This is a genomic window from Achromobacter xylosoxidans, assembly GCF_001457475.1.
In the GTDB taxonomy this organism is placed as follows: Bacteria; Pseudomonadota; Gammaproteobacteria; order Burkholderiales; family Burkholderiaceae_B; genus Achromobacter; species Achromobacter xylosoxidans.
The window spans coordinates 2,100,410-2,113,384 of sequence record NZ_LN831029.1 but is presented as its reverse complement, the minus strand read 5'-3'; the positions used below and the strand labels follow the sequence as shown (position 1 = coordinate 2,113,384).

Sequence of the window (12,975 nt, the reverse complement as noted above, 5' to 3'; positions counted from 1 at the left end):
CGAGCGCCGGGCTTTTTTTCAATTCTTGAGAAGCGCCTGCCAATCCTGCCGCTCGATCACCTCCGGCGGCAACGCGCTCACCGGCGACAGGTTGATCACCGACACGCCCCGGCCGCGCCACTGCTGCGCGGCAAAACGGAACGATGGCTCGATCAGGCGGGCGAAGTTGCGCACCAGGCGGCTGGTTTGCGGCGTGGCGCCCTCATCGTAGAAACGCATGCCGTGCTGCAATGTCAGGTCGAGACCATGCAAGTAGACCTTGCGCGCTCCGCCCGAGATCAATACCTGCAACGCCACATAGGCCACCGTATCGGCATCGAACACACCCAGCGACGCGTCGAAGCTGTAGCCCAACCCTTGCTTGGCATCCAGCAATTGAAGGTCGGGCGATGCCGCCACCATGCGCTTGAGCACCGCCGGCGCGGCGCTGCGCTCGTAGGCGCGCTCCGAGATCAGCTCGATGATGCAGATGCGGCAACGGATGAGATCCTGCGGAATGCCCTGCATGATGTAGCGCAGGACTTCCGGCAACACATACAAGGTCAGGTCGCAAGCGACGATTTCACGCACCAGGTCGATGCGATCACGCACGAAATTCTGGTCGATGATGCAGTAGTACTTGAACGGCAACTTGAACTTGCGAGCCAGCGCGATCGAGCCATTGACGCCCATCGCCGTCCGGATATCCAGGCGGTCGTATGGAATCTGCGCAATGGAGGGTCCGCTCAGGATCAGGTGCACCTCTGCATCCGCCGGGTCATAGCCCTGCTGCAGCGGGGTAATGGGAAAGGTGCGTCCGAACGCCCGAAAACCGCAGATCACGCCCGCCGGATCGCGCCAGATCCGCACGAACGGCCACAGGTGCTGGTTGTGTCGCTGCGTGCGCGAGCGAAGCATGCGAAACAGCTTGCGGGCGAAGCGGTCGGCCCGGCTCCCGCCCACCGGCGCGGGCGGAGCGGCAATCGAATCGACCACGTTATCGGCCCCTGGCTGATGCATCGCTACGCCGTGGGAATCAGCGACGCGATGGCGTCGCCCACTTCGGCCGTGGACGCGCTGCCCTTCATGTCGCGTGTGCGCGGGCCATCGGCCAGCACGGTTTCGATGGCGCGAACCACCGCCGCCGATGCGTCCGGATAACCCAGGAAATCCAGCATCAGCGCGCCGCTCCAGATCTGGCCGATCGGGTTGGCGATGCCCTTGCCGTAGATGTCGGGCGCGGATCCATGCACCGGTTCGAACAACGACGGAAACTTGCGCTCGGGATTCAGGTTGGCCGACGGGGCGATGCCGATCGTGCCGGTGCAAGCCGGGCCGAGATCGGACAGGATATCGCCGAAAAGATTGGAAGCCACGACCACGTCGAACCAGTCAGGATGCTGCACGAAATGCGCGCACAGAATGTCGATGTGATATTTGTCCCAGCGGACGTCGGGGAAGTTCCCGGCCATGTAGGCCACGCGTTGGTCCCACCACGGCATCGAGATCGAAATGCCATTGGACTTGGTTGCCGCGGTCAAGTGCTTGCCGCGCTTGCGGGCCAGTTCGAAGGCGAATTTCAGGACCCGCTCGGCGCCGACGCGGGTGAACACGCTTTCCTGGATGACCACCTCGCGCTCGGTGCCGCCGAACAGTACGCCACCGCTGTTCGAATACTCGCCTTCGGTGTTCTCACGGACGATGAAGAAATCGATCTCGCCCGGCTTGCGATCGGCCAGCGGCGACGGCACCCCGGGCATCAGGCGCACCGGGCGCAGATTGATGTACTGGTCGAATTCGCGACGGAACTTGAACAGCGAGCCCCAGAGCGCTTCATGATCGGGCACGGTGGCGGGCCAGCCGATGGCGCCGAAGAAAATCGCCTCGTGCTGGCCGATCTGCTGCTGCCAGTCGTCCGGCATCATCTTGCCGTGCTTGGCGTAATAGTCGCAGCTCCAGTCGAAATGATCCCACTGGAAATCGATGCCGAAGCGCGTCGCGGCGGCCTCAAGCACCTTCAAGCCTTCCGGCACGACCTCCTTGCCAATGCCATCTCCTGGAAGTACTGCAATCTTGTGTTTTGCCACCACGCTTTCCTTTGGATTTCCGGGTTATATCGCCCAGAATCATAGGCATAAATGGTGCCAACGCAACACCCCCAGTTACAAACAACACAATACCTCGGGTTACAACACGCGGCGACCCGAATTTGTCCTAAAAATGGAATACAGCGTTCAGCGGCGGGATTTGGATCCCAGCAGCGACCCCAGGATGCCCCGGGCCAATTGCGTCGCGATCGAACGGGCCGTGCTCTTGGCGAAGGTCTGCACCACGCCGTCGCGTTTGCCGCCACGCGGTCCGGTCGAGCCGAACAGCACGTCATTCAGGCTGTCCATGAGACCACCGCCCTGCTTCTCGGCCGGCGCGCCCCCCGCCGTTGGCGTGGGCGCGGCCTTCCCGGGCGCCTGATCGGCTGGCGCCGCGGCGCGTCCGGCCAGCACTTCGTAGGCGGATTCGCGGTCGATGGCCTTGTCATATTTGGCCGACATGGGACTGCCCTGGCGCAAGGCCTGGCGCTCGGCGTCGGTGGCCGGCCCGATGCGGCTGGCCGGCGGCACGATCCAGGCGCGCTCCGTCGGCATCGGCCGGCCCTTGGCATCCAGCAGCGACACCAGCGCTTCGCCCACGCCCAGTTCAGTGATGGCCGCCTCGATATCCAGCCCCGGATTGGGCCGCATGGTCTGGGCCGCGGTCTTGACGGCCTTCTGGTCGCGCGGCGTGAAGGCCCGCAGCGCGTGCTGCACCCGGTTGCCCAGCTGGCCCAGCACCGTGTCCGGGATGTCCAGCGGATTCTGCGTGACGAAATACACGCCCACGCCCTTGGAACGCACCAGGCGCACCACCTGCTCGATCTTGTTCAGCAGCGCGGGCGGCGCGTCGTTGAAAAGCAAGTGCGCTTCGTCGAAGAAGAACACCAGCTTGGGCTGGTCGGGATCGCCCACTTCGGGCAGCTTCTCGTACAGGTCGGCCAGCAGCCACAGCAGGAAGATCGCGTACAGCCGCGGCGCCTGCATCAGCTTGTCGGCGGCCAGCACGTTGACGATGCCGCGGCCCTGGGCGTCGGTGCGCATCAGGTCGGCCACGTCCAGCATGGGTTCGCCGAAGAATTTCTCGGCGCCTTGTGACTCCAGCGCCAGCAGGCTGCGCTGGATCGCGCCGACGCTGGCCGCCGACACATTGCCGTAACGGGTCTTCAGTTCGGCGGCGCGATCGGCGACGTTCTGCAGCATGGCGCGCAGGTCTTTCAGGTCCAGCAGCAACTGGCCTTCGTCGTCGGCCACCTTGAAAACCAGGGTCAGCACCCCTTCCTGGGTATCGTTCAGTTCCAGGATGCGCGCCAGCAACAGCGGGCCCATGTCGGTAATGGTGGCCCGCACCGGCGTGCCCTGCTCGCCGAACACGTCCCACAGCGTGACCGGGCTGGCGCCCCACGCCGGCTCCGACAGGCCCAGGTTTTTCAGGCGTTCCTGTAATTTGGGACTGGCCACCCCCGCCTGCGAGATGCCGGTCAGGTCGCCCTTGACGTCGGCCATGAAGACCGGCGTGCCGATGCGGGAAAAGGACTCGGCCAGCACCTGCAGGGTGACGGTCTTGCCCGTCCCCGTGGCGCCGGTGATACAGCCGTGGCGATTGGCCAGGGCCGGCAACAGGGCCAGCTCGGTCTGGGCGTTCTTGGCGATGACGATGGGGTTGGGCATGGACTGCTCTCCGGACCGGAATGACTCAGATGCCCAAGTGTAGAGCCTGCCGCGGCGCTTGTGCGCGTGGCAATATGGACACAGGCGGTCGGCAGCCGGGCGCACCGGCCGCCGGCACGGTAAAATGCCCGTTTTGCAGACAATTTATCCTGGGAAGCCATGGCCGGACACAGCAAATGGGCCAATATTCAGCACCGCAAAGGCCGCCAAGACGCCAAACGCGGAAAGCTCTGGACCAAGATCATTCGTGAAATCACCGTGGCGGCGCGCGCCGGCGGCCCCGACCCGGACAGCAATCCGCGCTTGCGCATGGCCTGGGACAAGGCCACCGACGCCAACATGCCCAAGGACAACATCCAGCGCGCCATCCAGCGCGGCGCGGGCGGCGCGGACGGCGACGCCTACGAGGAAGTCCGCTACGAAGGCTACGGCATCGGTGGCGCGGCGGTCATCGTCGACTGCATGACCGACAACCGCACCCGCACCGTGGCGGAAGTGCGCCACGCCTTCGCCAAGAACGGCGGCAACCTGGGCCAGGAAGGCTCGGTGGCCTTCATGTTCAAGCACTGCGGGCAGTTCGTGTTCGCTCCCGGCACGCCGGAAGACCAGGTCATGGAAGCCGCCCTCGAGGCCGGCGCCGAAGACGTCACCACCGATGAGGAAGGCGTGATCGAAGTGGTCTGCGCCCCGGCCGACTACGCCGCCGTGCGCAAGGCCTTCGACGACGCCGGCCTGAAGGCCGAAGTCGACGGCATCGTCATGAAGGCCCTGAACGAAACCGAACTGGCCGGCGAAGACGCCATCAAGATGCAGAAACTGCTCGACGCCCTCGAAAGCCTGGACGACGTGCAGGAAGTCTATACGACCGTCATTTTCGACGAAGCGCAATAATTTTCCGCAGTCTTGTCGACGCTGCTTTTCCACGCAGTTTTTCCATTACCCGGCGCGCCGCAGGCCTGGCCTTCCCCGCGCCCCGCTGTCACCGGATCCGGGCCCGCCCGGATCCGTGGCCTATTTCTCGGGCAGGTGTCTGACGACACTCGACTGGCAACCTTAAGAATCACGCAACAATGAAACTCCTGGTAATTGGCTCGGGCGGCCGCGAACATGCCCTCGCCTGGCGGTTGGCCCGCTCCCCGCGCGTACACAAGGTGTACGTGGCGCCGGGCAACGGCGGCACGCAACGGGCCGAGCAGATGGAAAACATCCCGCTCACCAATGCCGAGGAACTGGCCGATTTCGTCCAGCGCGAAGGCATCGCCCTGACGGTCGTCGGCCCCGAGGCGCCGCTGGCCGCTGGCGTGGTCGACGTCTTCCGCGCTCGTGGCCTGAAGATCTTCGGCCCCACCAAGGCCGCCGCGCAGCTGGAAAGCTCCAAGGACTACGCCAAGGCCTTCATGGTCCGGCACAACATCCCGACCGCGCGCTACGAGACCTTCACCGATCCGGCCGCCGCCCACGCCTACATCGACCAGGAAGGCGCCCCCATCGTGATCAAGGCCGACGGCCTGGCCGCCGGCAAGGGCGTGGTGGTCGCCGCCACGCTCGAAGAAGCGCACGCAGCCGTCGACGCCATGCTCGGCGACGGCTCCATGGGCGAAGCCGGCGCGCGCGTCGTCATCGAGGAATGCCTGGTCGGCGAGGAAGCCAGCTTCATCGTCATGTGCGACGGCCGCAACGTGCTGGCGCTGGCCACCAGCCAGGACCACAAGCGCCTGCAAGATGGCGACCAGGGTCCGAACACCGGCGGCATGGGCGCCTATTCGCCCGCGCCCATCGTCACGCCCGAGCTGCATCACCGCATCATGCGCGAAATCATCCTGCCGACCGTGCAGGGCATGACGCGCGACGGCATCCCCTACACCGGCTTCCTGTACGCCGGCCTGATGATCGCCCCCGGCGACGATCCCGACCGCGACATCAAGACGCTGGAATTCAACTGCCGCATGGGCGACCCGGAAACCCAGCCCATCATGATGCGCGTCAAGAGCGACCTGCTGGACGCGCTCGAGCACGCCGTCGAAGGCACGCTGGACCAGGCCGACATCACCTGGGACCGCCGCACCGCCCTGGGCGTGGTGCTGGCCTCGCACAACTATCCCAATACCCCGCGCACCGGCGACGTCATCCGCGGCCTGCCCGCAGACGCCGACGACTGCATGGTGTTCCACGCGGCCACCCGCCTGGAAGGCGACGAAACCCAGACCACCGGCGGCCGCGTGCTGTGCGTCACCGCGCTGGGCGACTCGGTCAAGATGGCGCGCGACCGCGTCTACGAAGCCATCGACGGCATCCACTTCGACGGCCGCCAGTACCGCAGCGACATCGGCTGGCGCGCGCTCAAGCCGTCGCAGCAGAAGCCCAAGTCCAACGCGTAACCGGAAGCGCCGATGAACGCATTGCCCGTCGCCGACGTCCGCGGCTACTTCACCGGCCTGCAGGCCCGCATCGTCGGGGCGCTGGAAGCCGCCGAGGGCGGCCCTTTCCGCACCGACGAATGGATCCGGCCCGAAGGCGGCGGCGGCGTGTCGCGCCTGCTCGAAGGCGGCCAGTTGTTCGAACGCGCCGGCGTGCTGTTCAGCCACGTCCAGGGTTCCAAGCTGCCGCCCTCGGCCAGCGCGCACCGGCCCGAACTGGCCGGCCGCTCGTGGCAGGCCATGGGTGTCTCGATGGTGCTGCATCCGCGCAACCCCTACGTGCCCACCACGCACATGAACGTGCGCATGTTCGTCGCCACGGCCCGTCCCGGCCATGACGAAACCGACGTGTTCTGGTTCGGCGGGGGGATCGACCTGACGCCCTACTACCCCTTCGAGGAAGACGCGCGCCACTTCCACGCAGTGTGCCGCGACGCCCTGGCGGGCCACGGCGCCGACTACTACCCGCGCTACAAGCGCTGGTGCGACGAATACTTCTTCCTCAAGCACCGCAACGAAACCCGCGGCATCGGCGGCATCTTCTTCGACGACCTGAACGCCCCCGGTTTCGACGCCTCCTTCGCCTTGACGCGTTCGGTCGGCGACGCCTTCCTCGACAGCTACCTGCCAATCGTCGACCGCCGCCGCCACACGCCGTATGGCGAGCGAGAACGCGACTTCCAGGCCTACCGCCGCGGCCGCTACGTCGAGTTCAACCTGGTGTTCGACCGCGGCACGCTGTTCGGCCTGCAATCGGGCGGCCGCACCGAGTCGATCCTGCTGTCGATGCCGCCGCTGGCGCAATGGCGCTACGACTGGCAGCCCCAGGCAGGGACGCCCGAGGCCGAACTGGCCGCCTACCTGACGCCGCGGGACTGGGTGTGAAGCGTATCGGGCTCCTGGGCGGCAGTTTCGACCCCGTCCACGTCGCGCATGTCGCCCTGGCCGAAAACGCGCTGCGCGCGCTCGACCTGGCGCAGGTGCAATTGATCCCGGCCGCCAACCCGTGGCAACGCGCCGCCCTGCACGCCACCGCGCAACAGCGCCGCGCCATGCTGGAACTGGCCATTGCGGGCCGCGACGGCCTGGCGGTCAACCCGATCGAACTGGAGCGCGGCGGCGCCACCTACACCATCGACACCCTGCGCGCCCTGCCCGCCGATGCGCGCTACGTCTGGCTGCTGGGCGCCGACCAACTGGCCAATTTCTGCACCTGGCAGTCCTGGCGCGACATCGCCAGCCTGGTCGACCTGGCCGTGGCCACGCGCCCCGGCACGCCGCTGACGCCGCCGGCCGAACTGGCCGACTGGCTGCGCGGCCAGGGGCGCGAACTCGAAGAATTGCCTTTTGCCCCGATGCCGGTCTCGGCCTCGCAGATCCGCGAGCGCCTGGCCCGGGGCGAACCGACCGACGGCCTGCTGGCCGCCCCTGTCGCCGCCTATATTGCGGCGCACCATCTTTACCGATAAACCCACCCCCGCCTCGGCGCGCGGCGCCGCGGAACCGGCTCCCACCGCCCGTCAGCGGGTTATATTTGCAGCTATGGATATACAGAAACTCCAACGCGCCGTCATCGACGCCCTCGAAGACGTCAAGGCGCAAGACATCAAGGTCTTCAACACCACGCATCTGACCAGCCTGTTCGATCGCGTCGTGATTGCAAGCGCCACCTCCAACCGGCAGACCCGTGCGCTGGCCTCCAGCGTCTCCGACCGCGGCCGCGCGCTCGGCCTGTCGGGCATCACGATCGAAGGCGAAGACACCGGCGAATGGGTCGTGGTCGACCTGGGCGACGTTGTCGTCCACATCATGCAGCCCGCCATCCGCCAGTACTACAACCTGGAAGAGATCTGGGGCGGCAAGCCGGTGCGCGTCAAACTGTTGCCCGAATCCACCCGGTCCGCGCCGATCGCCGGCGACAGCGGCTACGACAGCACTGACGACTGAGGCGCGTCGTGAAACTGATCGTCGCGGCCGTGGGCACCCGCATGCCGGACTGGGTGCAGACAGCCTGGGACGACTACGCCAAGCGCCTGCCGCCGGACTGCGCGCTGGAACTGCGTGAAATCAAGCCCGAACCGCGCACCACCGGCAAGACCCCGGCACAGATGATGGCGGCCGAAGCCAAGCGCATCGAGGCCGCCCTGCCGGCCGGCGCGTTGCGCCTGGCGCTGGACGAACGCGGCCGCGATCTCACCACCATGGCGTTATCGCAAAAGCTCGAGCAATGGCGCGCCGGCGGCCAGGACGTCGCCTTCCTGGTCGGCGGCCCCGACGGACTCGACGCCGACCTCAAGGCCTCGTGCAGCGGTCAACTGCGCCTGTCATCCCTGACGCTGCCACACCCCATGGTGCGCGTGGTGCTGGCCGAACAGCTCTACCGCGCCTGGGCCATCATGACCAACCATCCCTATCACCGCGCCTGAGGCATGACGCCCGGCGCCAGCCTCGCGCGCCTGCAGCGCGCCTCCTCCCATGACTGACGCCTTGCCCGCACGCCTCTACCTCGCCTCCGCCAGTCCTCGCCGGCGCGAATTGCTGACACAGATCGGCCTGCCGCACGAGGTGCTGCGCGTGCCCGCGCCGCCCGGCGAAGACGAACCGCAACACCCCGGCGAAAGCGCCGCCGACTACGTCCGGCGCACGGCCCGCGACAAGGCCGAACGCGGTCGCGACTGGCTGCGCGCCCAATCCTTGCCCATCATGCCGCTGCTGGCCGCCGACACCACGGTCATCCTGGACGGCCAGGTGCTGGGCAAGCCCGCCGACCGCGACGACGCCATCCGCATCCTGCAGGCGCTGTCGGGCCAGACGCACCAAGTGCACACCGCCGTGGCGCTGTGGAGCCGCGAACGCCTGCTGGAGTCGGTCTCCATCACCGAGGTGCAAATGCGTCCGCTGCAAGCGGACGAAATCGCGCGCTATTGCGACAGCGGCGAACCCTACGGCAAGGCCGGCGCCTACGGCATCCAGGGCCTGGCCGGCACTTTCATCGCGCGCATCGACGGCAGCTACACCGGCGTCATGGGCCTGCCCCTGTTCGAAACCGCCAACCTGCTGCGGGCCGCCGGCATCGCGATTCCCTGATTCGCGCGGCAACATGAAAAAAGCCCCCGGGACCTTGGCGATCCCGGGGGCTTTTTTGTAGCGATCCGCGGCAGCGATCAGCTTTGCGAGGTCGACACCTGCGCCATCGCCTGCGGTTGCACGCCGGGCGCCGGGGCCTCGCCTTCCAGCGCCGCATGCAACTTGTCCTTGTCCAGCTCGCCTTCCCAGCGCGCCACCACCACGGCGGCGGTGGCGTTACCCACCAGGTTGGTCAGCGCGCGGCATTCGGACATGAAGCGGTCCACGCCCAGGATCAGCGCCATGCCGGCCACCGGCACGGTCGGCACCACCGACAGCGTGGCTGCCAGCGTGATGAAGCCGGCGCCCGTCACGCCCGCGGCGCCCTTGGAACTCAGCATCGCCACCAGCAGCAGCAGGATCTGGTCGCCCAACGACAGCGGAATGTCGCAGGCCTGGGCGATGAACAGCGCCGCCATCGTCATGTAGATGTTGGTGCCGTCCAGGTTGAACGAATACCCGGTAGGCACCACCAGGCCGACCACCGACTTCGAGCAGCCGGCGCGCTCCATCTTCTGCATCAGCGTCGGCAGTGCCGCTTCCGACGAGCTCGTGCCCAGCACCAGGAGCAGTTCTTCGCGGATGTAGCGCACCAGCTTCAGGATCGAGAAGCCGTTGTAGCGCGCCACCAGGCCCAGCACCACGACCACGAACAGCACCGAAGTGGCGTAGAACGTGCCCACCAGCATCGCCAGGTTGATGATCGACTTGATGCCGTACTTGCCGATGGTGAACGCCATCGCGCCAAATGCGCCGATGGGCGCGGCCTTCATCAGGATGGCGACCAGCTTGAAGATGGGCTGGGCCAGCGCCGTCAGGAAGTCCAGCACCGGCTTGCCGCGCTCGCCGACCTGCGCCAGCGCGATGCCGAACAGCACCGCCACGAACAACACCTGCAGGATGTCGCCGCCGACGAAGGGGCTGAAGATCGTGGTGGGGATGACGTTCAGCAGGAAGCCAGTGATGGTCGAGTCATGCGCCTTGGCGACATAGCCCGACACCGCCTTCTGGTCGAGCGTGGCCGGATTGATGTGCATGCCGGCGCCCGGCTGCACAAGGTGGCTCACCAGCATGCCGACGATCAGCGCCAGGGTCGAGAACACCAGGAAGTACAGCATGGCCTTGCCGGCCACCCGGCCGACCTTCTTCAGGTCGCTCATGGCCGCGATGCCGGTCGCCACCGTCAGGAAGATCACCGGCGCGATGATCATCTTCACCAGCTTGATGAAGCCATCGCCCAGGGGCTGCATCGCCTGGCCGAGATCGGGCTTGAAATAGCCCAGCAGAATGCCGACCACAATGGCGAACAGCACCTGCACGTACAGGATTTGATAGAACTTGAGCTTGCGCGCAGGCGCGCCTTGATCCACTTCGATCATTGGGATTTGTCCCCACCAGGGGCCCCTGTTCCCCCGCGTCGTGGCGCAGCGGATATCGGGGCGTTATCTCTTTTAGAGCCTTGCGTATTGGCGCAGGCCGATTTCACCCGGTGTGCGATGTGGCCGGGCTTGGAGGGACATACGCAAACCCCGTGCCAGCAGCAGGCCTCCCTCGCCGCTGCCTCAAGTGTTTGATTCGACTTGGAATTTTTTCCACCCCAAGGTACACCGATAAAATATCGAGCGAAATACCGCACAGAAACCGGATAAAATGTGCGAAAAACCGCACAACACCATGCCCCTCCCCTCAGCCTTCCCGCCGACGCAGCCGGACCCGGACGCCATCGGCCCACGCCGCCTTCCCGCCTGGGCCTGGATCCTGCTGGCCTTGGTGGCGGTGGCCGCCGTCTTTGGCATCCTGCACGCCGCCAGTCAATGGGCGCGGGAAGGAGCGCTCAAGGAGGCCTACCAGCAGGCCCGCAGCGCGGGACAGATCAATGCCGCCCTGCTGCGCAACAACCTGGACAAGTTCCGCGCGCTGCCCTTCGTCCTGACGCGCGACGTGGACCTGCGCGCCACGCTGCAGGCGCCCTCGGCAGCGCAGATCGAAGCGCTGGACGAGAAACTCGATACCTTGAGCCGCGGCGTCGGCGCATCCGCAATCTACGTGCTGGACCGCAGCGGCTATGCGATCGCCGCCAGCAACTGGCGCGAGCCGGCCACCTTCGTCGGCGTCGACTACCAGTTCCGGCCGTATTTCCGCGGCGCAGTGGCACATGGCTCGGCCGAACACTTCGCCCTGGGCACGGTCAGCCACGAAGCCGGGCTGTACCTGTCGCGCCGTGTGGACGACGCCAATGGCGCCATGCTGGGCGTGGTGGTATTGAAAGTCGATTTCCGCGATCTCGAGGCCGATTGGCGCCAGTCGAACGCGCCCATCTTCGTCACCGACGAGCATGGCGTGGTGCTCCTGGGAAGCGTGCCCGACTGGCGCTTTCGCGTCGTGGCGCCGCTCGCGCCCGACCTGGCCCAAACCCTGCGCACCAGCCTGCAGTTCGGCGATGCCATGTTCCAGCCACTCCCGTTGCAGCCGCCCCTGCAAACCCTCAGTGGCGGCCAACTGGTGCGGGCCGGCGAAGCCTTGCCGCAAATCCCGGCCAGTGCGCCGCTGCTGCACACCACGCTGCCCATTGTCGAATCGCCGGGCTGGACGTTGCATCTGCTGTCGCCGGTGCAGTCGGCCCTGAACCGCGCCACCGCCAACGCGCAGCTGGGCGCGCTGCTGGCGCAAGGCGTGCTGTCCGCGGTGATCGGCATCCTGCTGTACCGCCGTCACCGGAGCCGCGAGCGCAGCGCGCAGCAATTGGCCGTACGCCGGCAACTGGCCGCGCAGGTCGAGGAACGCACCGCGCAGTTGCGCGCGGCCAATCAGCAATTGGTCGCGCAGATGGACGAACGCCAACGCACCGAAGCGCGCCTGCACACCATGCAGGACGAACTGGTGCAGGCCAGCAAGCTCGCGCTATTGGGACAGGTGGCCGCCGGCGTGGCGCATGAAATCAACCAGCCGGTGGCCGCCATCCGCGCCTATGCCGACAACGCCGCCGAATTCCTGCGCCGGCGCGACAATCCCTCGGTCGAGGAAAACCTGGCCACCATCGCCTCGCTTACAGAACGCATCGGCCATATAACCGGCGAACTGCGAGCCTTTTCGCGCAAGGCCGGGGCCTCGGTCGGTCCCACCAGCCTGCAGGAAGCGCTGGACGGCGCGCTGCTGCTGGTCGGCCCGCGCGCCAGGCGGCAGGGCGTGGTCCTGCAGCGGCCTCCCGTCGAACAGGATCATCGGGTGTGGGCCGACCGCATCCGTCTGGAGCAGGTGATGGTGAATCTGCTGCAGAACGGTCTGGATGCGCTTGAAGGCCGGGCCGACGGCCGCATCGTCGTCGCCATGCAGGACATGGGCGCATCGGTGCAGTTGTTCGTCAGCGACAACGGCCCGGGTCTGTCGGCCGAAACCAGCGCCCGGCTGTTCACGCCGTTCCACACGACCAAGGCCGAAGGCCTCGGACTGGGGTTGGTGATCTCGCGCGACATCGTCGCCGAGTTCGGCGGCGACCTGCGTGTCGCCCATCCCGGCGACGCCATTTTTCCCGCGCCCCACGGTCCCGACCGCGGCGCGATGTTCACCCTCACGCTGCGCAAGTCGCCGCCCGCCGATCCATGACCCGCGTTCCTGATTCCCCTTCCCGCCCGCCGACCCGGCCCGATCCGGCGACGCCGGCATCAGACACCAGACACCTGGAACACACCGAGGCC

At 66.7% G+C, this 12,975-nt stretch carries 12 protein-coding genes; 8 read left to right on the top strand and 4 right to left on the bottom strand.

Annotated elements, in window-relative coordinates:
• Positions 1-18 precede the first annotated feature (18 nt).
• From AT699_RS09550 to AT699_RS09540, 3 genes are all read right to left on the bottom strand, one after another.
• Positions 19-999: a putative glycosyltransferase gene (locus AT699_RS09550; RefSeq protein WP_024068322.1), complete on the bottom strand. Its 981-nt coding sequence runs from the start codon at positions 997-999 to the stop codon at positions 19-21.
• Positions 1,000-1,001: 2 nt separating this feature from the next.
• Positions 1,002-2,069, bottom strand: a complete 1,068-nt coding sequence (locus AT699_RS09545; protein ID WP_058207276.1) for a tartrate dehydrogenase — start codon at positions 2,067-2,069, stop codon at positions 1,002-1,004.
• A 144-nt stretch (positions 2,070-2,213) separates the two neighbouring features.
• Positions 2,214-3,737: a helicase HerA-like C-terminal domain-containing protein gene (locus AT699_RS09540; RefSeq protein WP_024068320.1), complete on the bottom strand. Its 1,524-nt coding sequence runs from the start codon at positions 3,735-3,737 to the stop codon at positions 2,214-2,216.
• A gap of 159 nt (positions 3,738-3,896) precedes the next feature.
• Between AT699_RS09540 and AT699_RS09535 the strand changes: the two genes are divergently transcribed.
• The 7 genes from AT699_RS09535 (at position 3,897) to AT699_RS09505 (ending at position 9,241) form a co-directional block, all read left to right on the top strand.
• Entirely contained in the window at positions 3,897-4,628 is a 732-nt protein-coding gene (locus tag AT699_RS09535; protein ID WP_006387795.1) for a YebC/PmpR family DNA-binding transcriptional regulator, read from the top strand.
• Between the two features lie 179 nt (positions 4,629-4,807).
• The gene (gene purD / locus AT699_RS09530) at positions 4,808-6,115 is read left to right on the top strand and encodes a phosphoribosylamine--glycine ligase (protein WP_006387794.1); all 1,308 of its coding nucleotides are present in this window, start codon (positions 4,808-4,810) and stop codon (positions 6,113-6,115) included.
• A gap of 12 nt (positions 6,116-6,127) precedes the next feature.
• Positions 6,128-7,039 carry an oxygen-dependent coproporphyrinogen oxidase gene (gene hemF / locus AT699_RS09525; protein ID WP_006387793.1) on the top strand — a complete coding sequence of 304 codons (912 nt, stop codon included), beginning with the start codon at positions 6,128-6,130 and terminating at the stop codon, positions 7,037-7,039.
• Positions 7,036-7,623 (top strand): nicotinate (nicotinamide) nucleotide adenylyltransferase, encoded by a 588-nt coding sequence (nadD, locus tag AT699_RS09520; protein ID WP_024068318.1) that lies wholly within the window; start codon positions 7,036-7,038, stop codon positions 7,621-7,623. Before hemF ends, nadD begins: the two co-directional genes overlap by 4 nt.
• A gap of 73 nt (positions 7,624-7,696) precedes the next feature.
• Positions 7,697-8,101: a ribosome silencing factor gene (gene rsfS, locus AT699_RS09515; RefSeq protein WP_006387791.1), complete on the top strand. Its 405-nt coding sequence runs from the start codon at positions 7,697-7,699 to the stop codon at positions 8,099-8,101.
• Between the two features lie 8 nt (positions 8,102-8,109).
• On the top strand, positions 8,110-8,580 hold the full coding sequence (gene rlmH, locus AT699_RS09510) for a 23S rRNA (pseudouridine(1915)-N(3))-methyltransferase RlmH (RefSeq protein ID WP_006387790.1): 471 nt from the start codon (positions 8,110-8,112) through the stop codon (positions 8,578-8,580).
• 49 nt (positions 8,581-8,629) lie between these two features.
• Positions 8,630-9,241, top strand: a complete 612-nt coding sequence (locus AT699_RS09505) for a Maf family protein (protein WP_054499779.1) — start codon at positions 8,630-8,632, stop codon at positions 9,239-9,241.
• Between the two features lie 77 nt (positions 9,242-9,318).
• On the opposite strand, the gene AT699_RS09500 is transcribed toward AT699_RS09505, so the two are convergent.
• Positions 9,319-10,659, bottom strand: a complete 1,341-nt coding sequence (locus AT699_RS09500) for a dicarboxylate/amino acid:cation symporter (protein WP_058207275.1) — start codon at positions 10,657-10,659, stop codon at positions 9,319-9,321.
• Between the two features lie 295 nt (positions 10,660-10,954).
• On the opposite strand from AT699_RS09500, the gene AT699_RS09495 reads away from it, so the two are divergent.
• The gene (locus tag AT699_RS09495; protein ID WP_232254235.1) at positions 10,955-12,883 is read left to right on the top strand and encodes a sensor histidine kinase; all 1,929 of its coding nucleotides are present in this window, start codon (positions 10,955-10,957) and stop codon (positions 12,881-12,883) included.
• Positions 12,884-12,975: the final 92 nt, after the last annotated feature.

What these genes read in the sequence shown, in the direction of transcription:
- AT699_RS09505 (WP_054499779.1), top strand. Translation starts at nt 8,630, where the DNA reads ATGACTGACGCCTTGCCCGCACGCCTCTACCTCGCCTCCGCCAGTCCT.
- AT699_RS09500 (WP_058207275.1), bottom strand. Translation starts at nt 10,659, where the DNA reads ATGATCGAAGTGGATCAAGGCGCGCCTGCGCGCAAGCTCAAGTTCTAT.
- AT699_RS09550 (WP_024068322.1), bottom strand. Translation starts at nt 999, where the DNA reads ATGCATCAGCCAGGGGCCGATAACGTGGTCGATTCGATTGCCGCTCCG.
- purD (WP_006387794.1), top strand. Translation starts at nt 4,808, where the DNA reads ATGAAACTCCTGGTAATTGGCTCGGGCGGCCGCGAACATGCCCTCGCC.
- AT699_RS09540 (WP_024068320.1), bottom strand. Translation starts at nt 3,737, where the DNA reads ATGCCCAACCCCATCGTCATCGCCAAGAACGCCCAGACCGAGCTGGCC.
- AT699_RS09495 (WP_232254235.1), top strand. Translation starts at nt 10,955, where the DNA reads ATGCCCCTCCCCTCAGCCTTCCCGCCGACGCAGCCGGACCCGGACGCC.
- hemF (WP_006387793.1), top strand. Translation starts at nt 6,128, where the DNA reads ATGAACGCATTGCCCGTCGCCGACGTCCGCGGCTACTTCACCGGCCTG.
- AT699_RS09535 (WP_006387795.1), top strand. Translation starts at nt 3,897, where the DNA reads ATGGCCGGACACAGCAAATGGGCCAATATTCAGCACCGCAAAGGCCGC.
- rsfS (WP_006387791.1), top strand. Translation starts at nt 7,697, where the DNA reads ATGGATATACAGAAACTCCAACGCGCCGTCATCGACGCCCTCGAAGAC.